We start from the raw sequence: 18057 nt of genomic DNA, 5'->3' as shown, positions 1-18057 counted from the left end.
TCGTTAACTTTATGTTAACATATATAACATTTTTATTCAATACTTTTTCAATTTGTGACGTTTTAACGTCATATTTCTTAAAACCTCTTGTAGGGATTATCTGTACATTGTAGATTTCAAACACTTTTTATTAATCATCTAAAACTATTTAGGTATTTGTTTCTCCTTTTTTATAAAAATCACTCCATAATATTTTGCAATTATGTATTTCTAATATAACATTTCCCTATCAATTCTATTATATCACTATACTATTTCAATTTCAAATGCTCAGATAAATCAATTTCACAATAAAAAAACTGCAATCAAAGTTGCAGTTAAAATCCCTTCAAATCTCTGTCCACTATATTTCTAAAAATCTTCCGCGCATTTTCGAGGTCTTCCGAATCCGGATGACTCATTCCGATTTCCCGTCTAAGCGTCGACTTTTTTGAGTGCTTCGGATCGTCCGGCGGAAGTGCCGCAATTCTCTTTAAACTTTCGTCGCTCACTCGCCCCTGACAAATGTAGCAACCCTCAATTCTATTCGACTTATCGAGCACTTCTTCCGCTCTCGCAAAGACTCGAAATGCCTGCATCGAATAAGGATATGCGCCGAGTGTCGAGAAGAGTCCAAGCTTTTTCTCTTTCAATTTCGGCAACAATTCCATTGTCGGTTCGTCGGGATAGCCTTTGTCCACAAAAAATCCGATAAATATATATTCGTATCCATCGATTTCGGAAATATCCTTTATCGACTTCGTCTCCATCAGCTTCGCTTCGCCTTTAAATTCTTCACAAATCGCCTCTGCGACTTTCTTCGTGTTTCCCGTTTCCGAATTGTATAAAACTAGAACTTTCATTTTCACCTCTAAAATTTTGATTTTATTTTTTTCCAAAGTCTTTTAAAGAAACCGCTTCTCTTTACTTCTTCGACCGTAACCAAGTCTATTTTTTCAATCGACTCGCCGTCTTTTACAAGTGTTATACTTCCGAGCACCTCGCCCTCAGGAATTGTTTCCTTGCCCGGCTCCAAATACTCGATTCTGAGCTTATATGTGCTGTTCACATCGAGAAGTTTGTCGCACGCCGCTTTAGGCATGAGTCCAATCTTGTCCTTTTGAAAATTTATTCCGTCAAGTTCAAGACTATAGCTTTCTTTTCCCGTCACAACTCGCTTATAAACATATTCGTCGAGCGCATAATTTAAAAGTCCGAGACTCACAATGCCCCTTTCTTTTTCGTTTGCCGCCCCGAATACATATGAAATAACGCGCCTTTTTTCGTCGAGTCCGCTCATATCTTCGGTTGCAGTTGCAATAAGACATCTCCCCGCCTTTGTCGTCGTTCCGGTTTTAAGTCCGTCGATCGAACCCGTTCCCAAAAGCGGATTTGTCGAAACGGTTTTCAAATTTAATCGCTCAATTGTGTATTCCTTGAGTTTTGTAATCTCGAGAATTTCCGGAAAATCATCCAAAAGTTTATTCACAAGAATATTGAGGTCGACAAGCGTCGACATATTTTGCTCGTCGGTTTGTATGATTGGAAGACCGTGGCAATTTATGAAATGCGTGTCGTTCATATTGAGTTCCGCCGCTTTTTTGTTCATCTTTTCGACAAATGCATCCTCACTTCCGGAAATCACTTTCGAAAGCGCAAGTGCGGAGCTGTTTGCCGAGCGAATAAGCAAAAGATGTAGAAGCTCGTTCACATCGAGAGTTGCTCCCCTTTCAATCGGCACGTCGGAGCCGCGAAGATACAAATCGAGTTCTTCCTGTGTGTATGTGTATTTTGTGTCCATCGCAATTTCATTGTTTTTTATTGCCTCATATGTCAAATATGCGGTCATAAGTTTTGTGATTGATGCGATGGCGATTTTTTCGGTTTCCATATTCTTTACAATGCTCTCACCCGCCGCTCTGTCGTAGACCATGTACGGAATTTCGAGACCATCAACAACCGGAATGTCATCGTTTTCTGCAAATGCTATATGAAAAGGAGTTACAATCGAAAAAAATACAAATAAATAAATTAAAATATTTCTTTTTATATTTTTTATGTTAACCATAAATAAAAACCTCCCTCAACAATTTGTACGCCAAAAATCCGAGCGTTGCGCCCAAAATGTTTAAAATAAAATCGTCAATCGACGTTATGCCCGTCTTCGTAATATATTGCAAAATTTCAATTCCCAAACTGAAAGTTGCGGAAATCAAAATAACGATCCAAAACTTTTTTGTCTTGTCGTGTGCGAGAGGCAAAATTAATCCCATCGGAACGAAAATCAAAACCGGTCCCAAAAGCTTTCTTATGCCGACCGAGGTGGAAATGGATTCCAAACTGAACATGCCCGATGAAAAAGGCACATAAACAAGACCTCTCATGAGGTTGTTCGAAAAAAATCTATTGAATATTGATGTCTTAAAAAGCACATACAAATAATACAATAGTACTATGTAAACAAAAAAACGTATCATCAAAGTTTTTTCTCTATTTCTTCTCGGTGCCATCTTTTTCTCCTTAAAATTAAAGGGACCGACGAGAACCGGTCCCTTCTCTACTATATATCTTCTCTTACAACCGGCATACTCATGCATCTCGGGCCTCCACGGCCACGGCTTAGTTCTCCGGATTTCATTACATGAAGCTTTACGCCTTCCTTGTCTAATATTTCATTTGTAACATCATTTCTGTCGTAAACGATAACCTCTCCCGGTTTTATCGCGAGGGTGTTCGAACCGTCAGACCATTGTTCACGTCTTGAATCTATAGGATTTCCTCCGGCGCATCTTATAAGTTTTACATCCACTCCAAGTTCATTTGAAAGAAGAGTTTTGAGATCTTGTTCAATTCTCTTTACGTGCAAATCTTCGCCCGGCTTTGTTATTTCAAAAACTTCAAGCGGTCCTTCAATTCCCGGATGGACTGTGAAAACATCTCTGTCAATCATTGTGAAAACAGTGTCGAGGTGCATAAAAGCTCTCTTCTTCGGAATTACAAAAGCCATAACCTTTTTGAATTCGCCGATATCAAGCGCCCTCTTTGCGAAAGTTTCGAGTCCCTTTGCGGAAGTTCTTTGGCTTATGCCGATAGCAAGACAGTCCTTTGAAAGCACGAGTTCATCTCCGCCTTCAATAGAAAACTTCTCTCCCCTGTCATAATAGAACGGAACATCTTTAAAATCTTTATTGTATTTAAAAATATATTTACCGTAAATAGTTTCTCTGTTTCTTATGTCACTCCACATCTTATTTAAAGAAACACCTGAGCCCATAAGTGCGAACGGGTCTCTTGTAAAATAAAGATTCGGCATAGGTTTTGTGATGAAAAAATCATCCTTTGCGAGAAAATCATAAAGAGTCACGGCTTCATATTTCGGGAGTTCCTCCCTTCTAATGCCGGACATTGTACGTTCTATCAACTCTTTTCCTTCAAGTTCACCAAGTAAATCCTTTAAAAACTTTATCTCTCTTTCATCGACAACATGAGCTTCTCTAATGAATTCATCGATAAACTCTTCCTTGACAGAAGCGTCTTTGACTGCTTCACCTGCTAAATCTTCGAGATAATAAACTTCAGTTCCGTTTTCTCTGAAAATTTGCGCAAAAACATCATGTTCTTCTTGGGCTTGTGCAAGATAAGGAATTTCATCAAACAAAAGCTCTTCGAGCATATCCGGTTCAAGATTAAGGAGTTCCTTCCCCGGTCTTTTTAAAATGACCTTTTTAAGTGGTCCGATTTCTGAATATACTTTTATCATTTAAACCCTCCTAAAATATATTTTAACATATAATCAAAGAATTTTAAAGAGTTTATCCAAAAACAAAAATTCTTTAATGAAATAAAATGCTGTCCCTTAGGTTTGGAATTGATTGGTATTTTATGGTTTTGTTTCGATATTGTATTTAAGCAGCGTTGTTAGTTTGCATACATATTTCAAATACACAAAAATGGGCGTCGCAATGTTAAAGACCTAACCCGTAATTTTTGATTTGAAAAATCAAAAATACGATGGTAGGTCTTATACAAAGACGTCCGACGATATTTCGACGAACAGGAGAAATGAGTCGATGACGTCGATTGTGCCCCCGACGCTACTTTTTGGGAAACGCACAGAGCGAAGAAAGACTTATTTATTATATTATTAGGGTGGTTTATATATTTTAAAACACAACGTTGTTGGTAATGTTCCAAATTTAATACATGTAATATATGGCGGCAGGATTCGCAGAACCCGCCGTTACAGCAGCGTACAAACACCTCGACAAAAAATACCTCAAGATGATTTTTAATCAATCTCAAGGTATTTTTATTATATAGTTCACACCACATTCTTCGCTAAAATGGATGAATAACGCCGCTTTGCAAGAAGCGACGTATTATATCTCACCCTAATTCGCAATTTTAGCAAGAACAGTTCTATTGTCAAATTCTTAGATAAAATGGATGAAAAAGGCGCAGTACAGACAACACTCAAGTGTAGGCGAAACCCACCTTTCTCCTCAATATTATAATTGTTATTTTTACCCTAAATTCTTCGCTAAAATGGATGAATGACGCCGCTTTGCAAGAAGCGACGTATTATATCTCACCCTAATTCGCAATTTTAGCAAGAACAGTTCTACTGTAAATTCTTAGATAAAATGGATGAAAAAGGTGCAGTACAGACAACACTCGAGTGAGACGTGCTTAAACGCACGTCGCAATGAGAGTGGGGGCGAAACAAGCCTTTTTCGCCATTTTAGCAAGAATTTTTTTATCTGGTGATTCCTAGCCCTATGGGAAACCTAATCTCCTCCCCCTTATACTCAAAACTGAGCACATTAATCTTCTTTTCATCTCTCAATCTTGTACACTTTTCCATAAGCATACTTATTTCAAATATAATCTTGTTGTTTAAAGTTCCGTTCTTGCGATTTTCATAAAATTTTTCGGGATCCATAAACACTTCGCTGAAGAGCCTCTCATCCGTTGGAGCGTAAAATTCGTAGTTCTTCTTTTCTTCTTCTAATACTTCGGAACTATGCATTGATGCACTTCCAAAAAAATCCCACATTTTCCAGATTTTATCATAGATTTCATCTGAATCTTCATTTTCAATGTCGACCTGTGTTATTTTTGCATCAATTACTTTCTCTTTTCCAATTGTAACAAAGAGCTCAGTAAATATTAATGAAAATAAGACGGCGAAAAGTATTATTTTTACATATGGAATTTTTTCTAAATTCATTTCATTTTTCATATTAATACCCCGGAGAAGTTTCCACAACTATCTTCATAAATTCATATACTTCATCAAAAACAAATCTCAGATTTTCTTTTCTCGTCGAATAGAAAAACACGGCAACCACAATTCCAATTAAAACGGAATATATCCACCAGTGTTTTATGCTGAATTTTTTTAATTTCTCAATCATTTGTACATCCACTCCTTACACTTATATTTTATCACAATAAAAAAAAATGTCAAAGAGTTATTTTTTGATACTGAAGAGATGATATTATTGGATAATTATTATGGGGAGGTGTTTTTATAAACAACTTTGTTGATATTTTTGTATATTCAATAAACATCAAATATGGCGGCAGGACATCGTTACTCCTTGCGTCGTAGCGTATGCCAGCCGCTACAACGCGTACACACACCTATACAAAAATACCTCAAGATGATTTTTAATCAATCTCAAGGTATTTATCATTTCCTAACTAACATTCTTCGCTAAAATGGATGAATAACGCCGCTTTGGAAGAAGCGAACAACCGAGGCGTATTGGTAAATACGTCGCAGGTTGGGAGCTTCTGAAAAGCAAGTTAGTCGCCATTTTAGAAAGAATAACTTGTGCGAGACTTTTTTGGAGCGAGGCATACTGCTAAGTATGTCGCAGCGACTAAAAAGTCGAACAACCGTTTTTCGCAATTTTAGCAAGAATAGAACCGAACAACCGAGGCGTATTGGTAAATACGTCGCAGGTTGGGAGCTTCTGAAAAGCAAGTTAGTCGCCATTTTAGCAAGAACAGTTCTACTGTAAATTCTTAGATAAAATGGATGAAAAAGGCGTAGTACAGACACCACTCGAGTGAGACGTGCTTAAATGCACGTCGCAATGAGAGTGGTGGCGAAACAAGCCTTTTTCGCCATTTTAGCAAGAATTTTAGAAGGTAACTTCTTCTCCGTAGTATATACATTTTAGAAGTTTTTCCATCGTCGCATCGTCAATTTTTCTCGGGTTTGAACCTGTGCATGCGTCGAGAACTGCATTCTTTGCAATTTCAGGAAGTTTTTCGAGGAATTCCTTTTCATCTACTCCGAATTCTTTCAAGGAATTTACGATTTCGAATTCTTTGTTGAAGTCTCTGATCATTGCTATATATTTATCGCTGATTTCGAGATCTGTTCCTTCAAAACCGAGCATTCTTCCGATTTCTCCATATCTCTTCAATGCTCTTTCGTCTTTTCTGTTGTACTCAATTACATATGGGAGATACATTGCGTTTGCATAGCCGTGGACAACGTGTCCGCAACTGAATGCCGCTCCTGTTTTGTGAGCAAGTGAGTGGACAATTCCAAGAAGTGCGTTCGAGAAAGCTTGTCCTGCCATGCATTGTGCATAGTGCATTTGTTCACGTGCATCTTTGTCGCCGTGGTATGATTTTTTTAGATATTTGTCAATCATATCAATTGCTTTTAGAGCGAGCGGATCTGTAAACGGCGAAGCAACTGTCGATACATAAGCTTCGGTTGCGTGTGTAAGAGCATCCATACCTGTATCGGCGGTGAGTCTTTGCGGCATCGATTCAACAATTCTCGGGTCGAGGATTGCGATGTCCGGTGTAATTTCAAAGTCTGCAAGCGGATATTTTATTCCTTTTTCGTAGTCCGTTATAACAGAAAAAGCGGTAACTTCCGTTGCTGTTCCTGAGGTAGAAGAAATTGCAACAAATTTAGCCTTATTTCTTAATTTCGGGAAGCTGAAAGGTGTGATCAAATCTTCAAATGTCACTTCCGGGTGTTCATAGAAAGCCCACATTGCTTTTGCAGCGTCGATCGGAGAACCTCCGCCGATTGCAACAATCCAGTCCGGTCCGAAGTCTTGCATTGCCTTTGCACCCTTCATAACAGTTTCAACTGACGGGTCGGATTCAACATTTTCAAAAAGTTTGACTTCCATTCCCGCTTCCTTCAAATTGTTGACCGTTTCATCGAGGAAACCGGTTCTCTTCATCGAACCTCCTCCGACAACAACAATTGCTTTCTTTCCTTCAAGTTCCTTCAAAATGTCTAAAGCGTGATCGCCATAATACATATCTCTTGGTAAAGTAAATCTCATCATAATAAATTCCTCCCTTTCTATAATTACATTTTAACAGACAATGTTGTTGTTTTCAAATTTACAATATAGCTCCATTTTCGTCCTATGTGGATATATATTTAACAATATTCAGGTATCTAATACCATCTTATTCTTCTTCGCACACAAATTAAATCATTTATAGGGATATATAATGATTTTTTGTCCATCTATTACACGCTTCAAAGTTCATTGTTAATAAATCATAATGTTTGTGAGTTATATGTTTTTTGTTTTTGTTAAAATGTGATGACTTATAGCCAATAAAATCAATGCCAAAAAAGTATAAATCAACCTATTAATATAAAATATTTTACTTGAATCAGAGTACAGAAAGCCTAATGGAAACATTGTCATTCTCTTCATAAATCTTCCATCTGAAAAATAATCAAAAAACATATAGAATATTACCATACCAAAAACATATGAAAATTCCCTAATAGCAATATTCAAAGAAAGTGTAATTGCAGATATAATAAATGAATTTAAAATACCATTTAAGTAAATAATCATAAACAAATTAAATGAAGAAGCTTCGTTTAAATAGTTGTATGAAAATTTAAAATATAGCGGTAGTAAAATCAAATTGAATATTAATAAGTATTCTATATAATCAATGTATATTCTATTTTCAAAGTGTTTGTATAAATACTTAAAATACGAAAAATTATTCTTCGTCACTCGTTCTGAAAGAATTCTTACAACTGTTAATGCCGATATTGTAGGCAATAAAAAATCAATATAGAAAAAGAAGTTTGTATTTATATTTTTCATATATAAATTTGCCTCACTATCATAATTATTTTTTATTCTAACTAATGTCAATAAAAGTAGTGAAAAAAATAAAAATGATACTATTATAAATTTTACGGTTTTCTTGTTCATAATTTTAATCTTATATTTTCAGGATTCCAAATATCATCTTCAATATGCGAAGAGTAAATTACAATTAAATCTTTATTATCGGATATACTATCCTTCAGCATATTATTGAATTCCTCTCTAAAATCACTGTCCAATCCTGCTGTAGGCTCATCTGCAATAATCAGCTCCGGTTCTGAAATAAGTGATGCTGCTACAAGAAGACGTTTCTTAAAACCTCCGGAAAGCTCACCCACAAGCATTTTTTTATAATCTTTTAACTTGCATTTTTCAATATAATAAGGAATCATACTGCAATCCACATTCTTCTCCTTACATACAATATTTAAAAATTCATTTACGGTAAATTTTTGAAATGCATTAAATTCTTGCGGTATATATGATATTTTCTCTCTATACTTTTCTTTGTTATATATACTTGTTCCATTTAGAATCACGTCTCCCGCATCCATTGGCAATACAAGTGACATAATTTTTAAGAGAGTTGATTTTCCGCTTCCGTTTTTGCCTACAACAAAATTTATTCCATCATAAAATTTAATAGTTAAATCATTGATTATTGTTCTATTTTTGTAAGCAAAACTAAGATTTTTAATTTCTAACATTAATCCTCCTAATACATATAAATTATTAAACTATCTCCGAGTTCTGCAGGTAATCTATTTCCCGGGAAAATTCTAATATTCCTTATATCAAAATAATCCTTTTCATATAATATCCTACTATCCACTTCTTTAATATTTTTTAGATACATTTCACGTGGTAAAACAACTTTAAATTCATTAATATTTTTTTCTATATAATCTCCGGCAGAAATATAAAGATCTTTTGCTTTACCTTCAAAGACATATAAATCTCCCTCTCTCTTCTTTAGCATTAAATTTGAAAAAACATTCGATTTATTTTTTATATTTAATTCTATATTTTTTTTATTGCAATTGTCAAATATTGGATACCATGGATAACCGTTTGGTAGATTAAGCTGATCTTTACTATAAAAATAACATCTAACGCCTGTATTAAGAAGATAATTTATATTTCCGAAATAATTTATAGAAACATTGATTGATTCACCTTGTTTAATTGTATTATCTAGGTTTATATAGGCACTGTCTCCATCAGAATTAATTTTATATTTTTTTCCATCAATTAATACTTCACAATTATTTAAAAGATTTTCTTCCAGAACAAACCCGATTTTATCAATATTTTTTAAAACTTCTAAATTATATTCAGACTTGACATTCAATTCTCTACTGTCTTCTATATTCAACTTTATATAATTAACTTTTATTTCATCAGATTCTATATCTTCCAAGCCACTGTTATAATCAACATATTTATCTGATGGTTTCGTTAGATTAATTTTATAGATACTGAAAAATGATAATAAAACAAGACTTATCAAACCAAAAAAGTAAAATCGATTCATGTTTTTGTCAAAAGAGGAACATATAAACAGCACACCTGATATACTTAATAAATTCAATAACTTATAAATGTCAAAATTTGAAAACAAATTGATAAATTGTGAATAAACGGGAACATTAATAAAATTGGGAAATGGATATAATAAATTTGATATATCCATATATATAAAATTATTTATAAAATTTTTCCCAGCCGGTGAAAAAACAAATACTAAAATCACGCCTATTATATATGCATAATTTGATTTTATCCTTCCAATAATAAATCCCAAAGCAATTATAAATAAGAATATAAAAGTCTGTCCGGTAAAATATACAAACATTGAATTCAAAATTATGTCTTTATGAACACCCATATATATGGAACATAAACTTAAAACCAATATCGTTATAAAATTTATAATTAACACCTGAAAAAGAATAGTCAAAGCTTCATACATGTTGTACTTACCTCGACTCATCAAACTTCTCGTGTACTCTTTGTACTGTTTAGACTTATAAATTGATGTAATCACAATAATAAAACTTAAAGCGGTATTGTAAAATGTAGAAATGCCCGGCCATTCAGCAATATATATAGACTTTGTAAATTTCGTCAAATACAAATAAAACATAAACATTAATACAAATGATATGTTGAAAATAAGAAAAGAATTTGAACGAAAATGTTTTTTTATAAAATAAATCATTTTAACCCCTTTATTATGTAGCGAAGGAGATTCTCTAAAAATATTAATTCATATAATCTATATACCCAATAAAATAATTAAATAATAAAAAGTTGAATATTATGGATTATAGATTTATATTATTATATTTTCACTTAGACAACCAAAAATATAATAATGAATTTGCTTGAAAATTATACTTGAATATAGTTCATATATTTTATATACACAGCGTTGTTGGTTTGTCTACATATTCCAAATACACAAAATTGGGCATCGCAATGTAATGCGACGCTACTTTTTGGGAAGCGTACAGAGCGAAGAAAGGTTTGTAAATTATTAGAAAAGTAATGGTTTATATTTTTTATGTACACAACGTTGTTGCTTTATCTACAAATTCAAAACACACAAAAATGGGCGGTACCCTTCCCGCGTTCAAATACGAAATCGTAGATTTCTTTTTTACGCGGTTGGGCACAGGAAGGACTTTAAAGTGCCGTCCCGCTACGTCGCGTACACATGCTTATACAAAAAAAACACCTCAAGATGACTTTTAATCAATCTCAAGGTATTTTTATTATATAGTTCACGCCACATTCTTCGCTAAAATGGATGAAAAACGCCGCTTTAAAAGAAGCGACCAATCAATTGTTCACCCAAATTCTTCGCTAAAATTTATGAAAAAGACCCTTTGCAATAAATATCCTTATATCTCACACTAATTCGCAGATAAAATTGATGAAAAAGGCGTAGTCCAGACACCACTCGAATGAGACGTGCTTAAACGCACGTTGCAATGAGAGTGGGGGCGAAACAAGCCTTTTTCGCAATTTTAGCAAGAATGAAAATACTTAGCTTGGGCTTCCCACATTGTTCGGTACCTCTCGCTCCCTATAATCATTTCCTCATGCGTTCCAATCGCTGAGATTTTACCTTTTTCAAAGAGTATGATTCTGTCGGCAAATTTGCAGGCACTCATTCTATGAGATACGAAGATTGCAGTTTTTCCTTTCGAGACTTCGTTGAAGCTTTCAAAAACTTTCATTTCCGATTTCGGGTCGAGTTTTGAGGTCGGTTCGTCAAAGAGCAAGAGTTTTTTGTCGCCATAGATTGCCCTTGCGAGTGCAATTTTTTGCGCTTCTCCGCCAGAGACGTCGACGCCGTCTTCGTCAATGTCTTTGTAGAGATATGTTTCAAGCGGATATTTGTCGCCGAAGCCTGAGGTTTCGAGTGCGAGTGCAGCATTTTTCATATCAACATCTCTTGACGATGCAACATTTTCTCCGAGCATAAATGAGAACAGAAAGAAGTCTTGGCTCACAACTCCCGCTTCTTTCGAAGCATTTTCAAGTGTCGGCGTTTTTCCGTTTACAAATATTTCTCCCGATGTCGGTCTATAAAGTCCGGTTAAGAGATTTATAAATGTTGTTTTTCCCGAACCGTTCTCGCCCACGATTGCAATTTTCTCGCCGTTTTTTATTGTGACATCAATTTCTTCGAGCGCATTTTTGTCGCTTCCCGGATAAGCAAAGAAAATATTTTTTGCAACAATTGCATTTTCCGTGCTTTCTTCAATATATTTTCCTTCGTCGCTCTCCGATTTAAGAGCGATTACGTCATATAAAATTTCTATTTTCGGTTCGATGGATTTTTTATAGCCGACCGATTCAATCAAAAGTTTTATTCCGTCGACAATTTCTTTGAATGCTCCGTAGTAGATTATGAGCGCATCCGCTCCGAAGAGCCCGCCGATTGCCTTTACCGCAAGCACGAGCAAAAATAACACATTGATTCCCGTCATCAAAAATTCGTTCATCGCTTGCGAAAAAGCGGTTCTTACGCTCACTCTTCTGTCCAGCGACAGTCCGTCTTTCACAAATTTTTCGTTCAATTCTCTTTTGATGAACGGCTTTTCATCGAATATTTTTATTTGTTTGAGCGACTCGTAGTCGGACAAAAGGCGCATATAAAAATCGTAGATTTTATATTTTACCGAATATTCTTCGCGGTCATCCTCATTTTTCTCCTCAACTTTTTTTCTAAAGATTGCTAAAAGCACCGAAAGTATAATAAGCGCCGCAAGCAGAATGAGCGGAAAATATCTTTCCCCGAGAATTTTTATATCCACCGACTGATTCAAAGTTTTATAAAATCCCCCGAGAGAAATTGCCGCAATAATAATCGTCAAAACTCCGCTCACAAAATCGCTCAAAAGATAGAGCGTTTCATAATAAACTCCGCCGATTCCATCGGTCTCCTGTCTGTGTCTCGAAATTTTATCCTTGTATTCCTTGGATTCGAAATCCTTGAAGTCAAGATTAAACATTCCCTTAATCAAAAGATTCTTCTCTTTGCAATTCAAATAGTCCATATATTCCATCTTGTAGTTTTCCGTTATGTTTTTTATAACATAAACCGCAAGAGAAATCGCCGCCCCGACAAGAGAAAGCGTAACTATTTCTTTAAACGCCCTTCCCTCAATCAAATATTTCACCAATTTCCCCGACACAAAAATAAACACAAAAGGCTCGACCGCACTGAATAAACAGTTTAAAAGTATAACTGGAAGAATGTTTTTATTAATTTTGTTTATGTCTCGATAAACATCAATCATTTTCATTTTCGTCCTCCTTATAATACTTCGCTTGTAAATCAAACATCTTTTTGTATTTTCCGTCCAGCTTCATCAGCTCTTCGTATGTTCCGTATTCCGCAATTTCGCCGTTTTCCAAATAAATTATTCTGTCGCAAAATCTCGTCGAGGTGATTCTGTGCGAAATAAAAATGGAAATCTTGTCCCTGCTGAAATCCTTGTACTCATTGTAGAGTTTTTCTTCGCTTATCGGGTCAAGCGCCGCCGTCGGCTCGTCAAGAATCAATATGTCGCTCTCTTTCATAAGCGATTTTATGAGGAGAATTCTTTGAAGTTCCCCTCCCGAAAAACCTTCGATTTTATTGTTTTCCACATCGATCACTTCACTTTGAAGCCCGTCTGTCAAACCGTCGGTTCTATCTTTAAGTCCAAGCTTTTCCACAAACTCAGTCGTCTTTTTTTCGTCAAGACCTTTGTTGTCCATATTTTCGAGAAGCGTCCCCGGAAGCATGAAATAATCCTGAAAAAGAATGCTCGTCCTATTATAGATAGACTCGCTCGAAAAATTATTAAAATCTTTACCATTTACATTAATCTCGCCCGCCGTCGGCTTGTATAAACCGGCAAGCACTTTTATAAGCGTGGTTTTTCCGGCTCCGTTTTCACCGACAATTGCAACCGAGTCGCCCCTCTTCATCGATAAATTTATATCCTTTAAAATCTTCGAATCCTCGTCATATTGAAATGAAAGATTTTTTAGTTCAATATCATTTATGACGTCAATGTCCGGCTTCTTATCCTCGTCTTTCTTCTCATCGACAAACTCGCGATACTTGCCGCAGCCGATTGAAATTCTTTTAAGGCTCATAATATGACCCGTAAAATTGTTCAGCCATTCTGAAAACCCGACAACAAGAGTGAGATAAAAAATAAAGTCACCGGTCGAAATTTTTCCAAGTGCCGCATTTTTCGCCAAAATATAATATGTGAAAAAATCTCTCACAAAACCAAGCACCGCTTGGATCTCTGTGGATGTGTTCGCTTTTTTTCTATATCTTCTTATAATCGAATAATACGCGTTTGAAAACTTTGCAAGATACGAATAGACCATACCGAAAGCATTTAAAATTCGCACCTCTCTTTGCGCACGCGACTCGCCGGCAATCCTATATAAATAATAAAGGCGCATCTCCTCGAGCGACATCTCGTCCACCGTCACATTGCCGAATTCCATCAACTTGTATTGCAGAAAATATGCAATAAAAGAAGTCAAAATAACAATCGCAATCAACACAAAACTGACCTTGCTGAAAATGATCGTGTAAGTAAAAAACCCGACAAACGAAGTCAAAAGCTTTGAAAATCTTATCGCTGACCACGCACCGTCCGCTTGGTCTCCGTCAAATGCAAAACTCTTTGCACGCTCAAAAAGCGAGCGCCCCTTCGTGCTTTCAAAATCCGCAAGTTCCTTGTCCATGACCGCGTCCATCAAATCGACCCCATAGAGCATACTGACCTTGTTTTGAAAAAACCACGTCCGTTCCTCCGCCCACACATTTATAAACTTCAAAATAATATAAACGCAAAAAAGAACCGATAGCTCTCTTATGAAAAAACTAATCTCCGCTCTTTCAATTATCGAATTTGCAACAGTCCTCGTAATAAACGCATCAACCATCGGAATTATAACGGAAATAATCGCCGAAACAAAAACAACAATCGCCCCAAACGTATCCTTTTTAAACCAATTTTTTATTAGAAAAAATAAATTGCTGAAAAAACTGTACTTGTCTCTTGTCTTGTCCATATGTATCCCTCCATATACTATTATACCCCCCCATATTTTTTTGTCAATTATATTCTTTATATAACTAAAAAGAAGCAAAATAATTATTTTAAATGATTTTATAAAAACTTGTTATTAATGTTATGTTATGGTATGATATAAATAAGCAATTTGCTGTATTGGAGGAAATGAAAAAAATATTTATAAGGAGTTGGTTTAAATGATTAAAAAAATTGGTTTAATAGCGAGTGTTTTACTTCTATCGGTTCTATTGATTTATGCTTACAAAAATGAAAACAACGATTTTTATATTAAGTACATCTCAGTTTCAAACGGCGACAAAGCTCGCGTTCATTTAAACGGTTACGAGAAGAACTTTATAGATTGCGATATTGTGTCCAATTTAAACAATGACCTCTTTATTCTACTTCCGAAGAATGATTCTGAGGTTCTTATATCTGTCTTAAATAGCAAGAGCGGAACGTATTATTTGGCTTTTAAATCCGGTGGCAATATTAAAAAGACAACTTTCAAATTCCCGGATGAGCTTTTGAGCAAGATAAAACCGGAAGAGCCGATAATTATAGACAAAAGTATCTATTACACTTTCTATCCTCTCATTTTTGGAGAATTGGAAGAGCATGACAAAGAGATTTTAAATAACTCCAATAGTAGTGCAACTGTAAAAACTTTAGAAAATGAATACTTCAAATTCGATTTTCTTCTAAATTCGTCATATTATGAGGATTTTGTTGAGGGGGGAGAGTATCTCGACCACAGAATAATTTCAAGCATAAACTATAATTTTTCATTAATTAGATTTTATGTAAAACAAAATGAAAACGGTTGGCGTAATATTCCTGTGAATTATGTAAGAGATAAATTTGAATTCTTTTTAAAGCCGACTTTGGAAATAAAGTGTAACCCAAATGAGGCGTGCTCAATCTTTCCTAATTTACTTCCGCATGAACATTATTATAAAATTTTGTATTTTGAAAAGGATGAATTGAAAGAGTACCATTTAAAAAATGAATCGGATGCCGACTTGCCGAATACATCATTAATCAAATTCGAAAATAATATCAGCGAAAATATCTGCAACTATGTGGACTTAAGAAACCCGGCATTCAAAGACATCGCCCCAAAACTCGATGGGACAATACAAACTTATGGAATAGAATTGAATTAAAACAATATGAGTGATGGTAAAAAGTTGAAACTTCGCAATTGATTGCGGAGTTTTTTTGATGGATGGGTGGGATTTTGGTTCTATATTATATAAACACAGCGTTGTTGGTTTATATACATATTTCAAATACACAAAAATGGGCGGGAGGACACGCAGTGCCGTCCCGCTACGGCGCGTACACATACTTATACAAAAAAATACCTTGAAATGATTTTTAATCAATCTCAAGGTATTTATAATTACCTAACTAAAATTCTTCGCTAAAATGGATGAATAACGCCGCTTTGGAAGAAGCGACCAACCGAGACGTATTGGTAAATACGTCGCAGGTTGGGAACTTCTGAAAAGCAAGTTAGTCGCCATTTTAGCAAGAATAAACTCGCAATTTTAGCAAGAATATTTCTCCACCTTTAACAACGCATAATACACCCCAAATACAACCAAAGCCACCGCGTATATATATTGTGTCATTATGCTTCCATATTCTTTTATTACAAATGCTCCTGCAAAAGTTCCCAAAGGAATTATTGCCGAGATAATGCTTTCATTTATTGTCTCAACTCTCCCCAATATATTCACCGGAACAGTTGATTGGACAAGCGATATAAATAAAATATTCATAAAGCTTATAAAAGCACTGCAAAAAAATATTGAGATGCAACACAAAACAAAAATTCTATTTATTGTTATCGCAGTTATTAGTTTAAATATTCCGGATGATATCAAGCACATTGCGACCGTTTTTCTAAGATTCGCTTTTTCAATATTTTTAAATTGTGTAAATGCACCACCCACAATTGACCCAATTGCGCTGATTGATAGTATAAGCCCATAGCCTGTGGCTTCATCCGAAATATATTCGCTTGCAAGCCTCGGTAGCCCTATATCCGCAATTGCAAAAAAGATGTTTATTACCATAAGAGGTATTATGAGTTTTAGAAGTTCATTTTGTTTTCGAAGTTCCACAAATCCCTCTTTTAAATCCGCTATATATTCTCCTACCGTTCCCTCTTCTTCATAGTCTTCAATCTCTGAAAAGTCAAAATTTTCATCATAATTTAACAGCGAATATAGCTTTATCCCAATTAAAAATACCACAAGCGAAATGATCAGATTGAAGCTTACGTTAAAAGATGAAATTAAGAGTGTTGCTCCGGCATTAAAAAGCACGTCAAATATTTTTTCAGAAACATTAAATATCCCGTTTACTTTAACCAGAGGTGTCTCACCTGCTACCATCGGTATCATTTTTGTCTGTAATGGATAAATTATTGTGCTTGCGAGAGTGGTTATAGTTAAAGAAAGAACCATTATAATCGAATATATCACATTACTTTTGATTCCAAAAGTAATATTTATCACACACAAAATCAGAACATTTATTATTTGTACTGCGGAACATTTAATCAACAATTTTTTGCTGTTCGAATTATCAATCAGCGGTCCGAATAAAAAACTGATTACATCTGCCCCGGATTCAATCGCAAATATTACACCCAACAAAAAAGGTGATTTAAACGTCTCGTTGAAAAACCAAAGAATTATCATATATTGAAGTGAGTCAGCTATATTTGTGGCAATTCTCCCTCCAAGTAAGTATTTTGTCTGTTTGTTATACATATATTGTCTCCTGTTATGTTTGAATTTGTTGATAGATTTTTGATTATATATCATCAAAATTTATATTTATAATATTATTATATCATAAATATGAGTTTAAGCATAATTATTGTTAGATTTATAAAGTTTCTATTTTCTTTATAATTAGCGTTGTTGGTAATAATACATATTTCAAACACACAAAATTGGGCGTTACCCTTCCCGTGCTCAAAAACGAAATCAGAAATTTCTTTTTCGCACGGTTGGGCACAGGCGGTAATTACGACCCGACGCTACTTTTTTGGAAACGTACAGAGCGAAGAAAAGTCTTTGAATTATTAGAAAAAGTGTGGTTTATATTTTTTAAAAACACACCGTTGTTGGTAATGATATAAATTCCATAAACGCAAAAATGGGCGGCGGGATTCGCAGAACCCGCCGTTACAGCAGCGTACAAACACCTCTACAAAAAAATACCTCAAGATGATTTTTAATCAATCTCAAGGTATTTATAATTACCTAACTAAAATTCTTCGCTAAAATGGATGAATAACGCCGCTTTGGAAGAAGCGACCAACCGAG

Annotated in this window: 14 protein-coding genes; 1 reads left to right on the top strand and 13 read right to left on the bottom strand. The window is 35.0% G+C overall.

Annotation, left to right across the window (positions count from 1 at the left end; genetic code table 11):
• Positions 1-317: 317 nt before the first annotated feature.
• The 12 genes from SPI61_RS04355 to SPI61_RS04300 all read right to left on the bottom strand — a co-directional run bounded on the left by SPI61_RS04355 (position 318) and on the right by SPI61_RS04300 (position 14708).
• On the bottom strand, positions 318-842 hold the full coding sequence (locus SPI61_RS04355; protein ID WP_321136899.1) for a flavodoxin family protein: 525 nt from the start codon (positions 840-842) through the stop codon (positions 318-320).
• Between the two features lie 8 nt (positions 843-850).
• Entirely contained in the window at positions 851-2047 is a 1197-nt protein-coding gene (locus SPI61_RS04350) for a D-alanyl-D-alanine carboxypeptidase family protein (protein WP_321136898.1), read from the bottom strand.
• Positions 2040-2576 (bottom strand): VanZ family protein, encoded by a 537-nt coding sequence (locus SPI61_RS04345; RefSeq protein WP_321136897.1) that lies wholly within the window; start codon positions 2574-2576, stop codon positions 2040-2042. Before SPI61_RS04345 ends, SPI61_RS04350 begins: the two co-directional genes overlap by 8 nt.
• Positions 2540-3739: an arginine deiminase gene (gene arcA, locus SPI61_RS04340; RefSeq protein ID WP_321136896.1), complete on the bottom strand. Its 1200-nt coding sequence runs from the start codon at positions 3737-3739 to the stop codon at positions 2540-2542. Before arcA ends, SPI61_RS04345 begins: the two co-directional genes overlap by 37 nt.
• Positions 3740-4735: 996 nt before the next feature.
• Positions 4736-5221, bottom strand: coding sequence for a hypothetical protein (locus SPI61_RS04335; RefSeq protein WP_321136895.1), 486 nt, complete (start codon positions 5219-5221; stop codon positions 4736-4738).
• Between the two features lies 1 nt (position 5222).
• Complete coding sequence (locus SPI61_RS04330; RefSeq protein WP_321136894.1) at positions 5223-5396, bottom strand: hypothetical protein; 174 nt, start codon at positions 5394-5396, stop codon at positions 5223-5225.
• Between the two features lie 735 nt (positions 5397-6131).
• Positions 6132-7310: an iron-containing alcohol dehydrogenase gene (locus SPI61_RS04325; protein WP_321136893.1), complete on the bottom strand. Its 1179-nt coding sequence runs from the start codon at positions 7308-7310 to the stop codon at positions 6132-6134.
• A 237-nt stretch (positions 7311-7547) separates the two neighbouring features.
• Positions 7548-8213, bottom strand: a complete 666-nt coding sequence (locus SPI61_RS04320; protein WP_321136892.1) for a hypothetical protein — start codon at positions 8211-8213, stop codon at positions 7548-7550.
• On the bottom strand, positions 8210-8815 hold the full coding sequence (locus SPI61_RS04315) for an ATP-binding cassette domain-containing protein (RefSeq protein ID WP_321136891.1): 606 nt from the start codon (positions 8813-8815) through the stop codon (positions 8210-8212). Before SPI61_RS04315 ends, SPI61_RS04320 begins: the two co-directional genes overlap by 4 nt.
• Before the next feature lie 8 nt (positions 8816-8823).
• Entirely contained in the window at positions 8824-10080 is a 1257-nt protein-coding gene (locus SPI61_RS04310) for a hypothetical protein (protein WP_321136890.1), read from the bottom strand.
• Between the two features lie 1060 nt (positions 10081-11140).
• Positions 11141-12928: an ABC transporter ATP-binding protein gene (locus SPI61_RS04305; RefSeq protein WP_321136889.1), complete on the bottom strand. Its 1788-nt coding sequence runs from the start codon at positions 12926-12928 to the stop codon at positions 11141-11143.
• Positions 12915-14708, bottom strand: coding sequence for an ABC transporter ATP-binding protein (locus SPI61_RS04300; RefSeq protein WP_321136888.1), 1794 nt, complete (start codon positions 14706-14708; stop codon positions 12915-12917). Before SPI61_RS04300 ends, SPI61_RS04305 begins: the two co-directional genes overlap by 14 nt.
• Before the next feature lie 199 nt (positions 14709-14907).
• Here SPI61_RS04300 and SPI61_RS04295 point away from each other — a divergent pair, with 199 nt between their 5' ends.
• Positions 14908-15876: a hypothetical protein gene (locus tag SPI61_RS04295; RefSeq protein WP_321136887.1), complete on the top strand. Its 969-nt coding sequence runs from the start codon at positions 14908-14910 to the stop codon at positions 15874-15876.
• A gap of 387 nt (positions 15877-16263) precedes the next feature.
• On the opposite strand, the gene SPI61_RS04290 is transcribed toward SPI61_RS04295, so the two are convergent.
• Positions 16264-17496: an MFS transporter gene (locus tag SPI61_RS04290; RefSeq protein ID WP_321136886.1), complete on the bottom strand. Its 1233-nt coding sequence runs from the start codon at positions 17494-17496 to the stop codon at positions 16264-16266.
• Positions 17497-18057: the final 561 nt, after the last annotated feature.

The organism is Ezakiella sp. (genome assembly GCF_034180565.1).
Classification (GTDB): Bacteria; Bacillota; Clostridia; order Tissierellales; family Peptoniphilaceae; genus Ezakiella.
This window is presented reverse-complemented; position numbering and strand designations above follow the sequence as displayed.

Excerpts from the sequence above, each read along its gene's own strand:
- SPI61_RS04300 (WP_321136888.1), bottom strand. The coding sequence starts at position 14,708 with ATGGACAAGACAAGAGACAAGTACAGTTTTTTCAGCAATTTATTTTTT.
- SPI61_RS04320 (WP_321136892.1), bottom strand. The coding sequence starts at position 8,213 with ATGAACAAGAAAACCGTAAAATTTATAATAGTATCATTTTTATTTTTT.
- SPI61_RS04325 (WP_321136893.1), bottom strand. The coding sequence starts at position 7,310 with ATGATGAGATTTACTTTACCAAGAGATATGTATTATGGCGATCACGCT.
- arcA (WP_321136896.1), bottom strand. The coding sequence starts at position 3,739 with ATGATAAAAGTATATTCAGAAATCGGACCACTTAAAAAGGTCATTTTA.
- SPI61_RS04350 (WP_321136898.1), bottom strand. The coding sequence starts at position 2,047 with ATGGTTAACATAAAAAATATAAAAAGAAATATTTTAATTTATTTATTT.
- SPI61_RS04315 (WP_321136891.1), bottom strand. The coding sequence starts at position 8,815 with ATGTTAGAAATTAAAAATCTTAGTTTTGCTTACAAAAATAGAACAATA.
- SPI61_RS04335 (WP_321136895.1), bottom strand. The coding sequence starts at position 5,221 with ATGAAAAATGAAATGAATTTAGAAAAAATTCCATATGTAAAAATAATA.
- SPI61_RS04305 (WP_321136889.1), bottom strand. The coding sequence starts at position 12,928 with ATGAAAATGATTGATGTTTATCGAGACATAAACAAAATTAATAAAAAC.
- SPI61_RS04345 (WP_321136897.1), bottom strand. The coding sequence starts at position 2,576 with ATGCATGAGTATGCCGGTTGTAAGAGAAGATATATAGTAGAGAAGGGA.
- SPI61_RS04295 (WP_321136887.1), top strand. The coding sequence starts at position 14,908 with ATGATTAAAAAAATTGGTTTAATAGCGAGTGTTTTACTTCTATCGGTT.
- SPI61_RS04355 (WP_321136899.1), bottom strand. The coding sequence starts at position 842 with ATGAAAGTTCTAGTTTTATACAATTCGGAAACGGGAAACACGAAGAAA.
- SPI61_RS04290 (WP_321136886.1), bottom strand. The coding sequence starts at position 17,496 with ATGTATAACAAACAGACAAAATACTTACTTGGAGGGAGAATTGCCACA.
- SPI61_RS04330 (WP_321136894.1), bottom strand. The coding sequence starts at position 5,396 with ATGATTGAGAAATTAAAAAAATTCAGCATAAAACACTGGTGGATATAT.
- SPI61_RS04310 (WP_321136890.1), bottom strand. The coding sequence starts at position 10,080 with ATGTATGAAGCTTTGACTATTCTTTTTCAGGTGTTAATTATAAATTTT.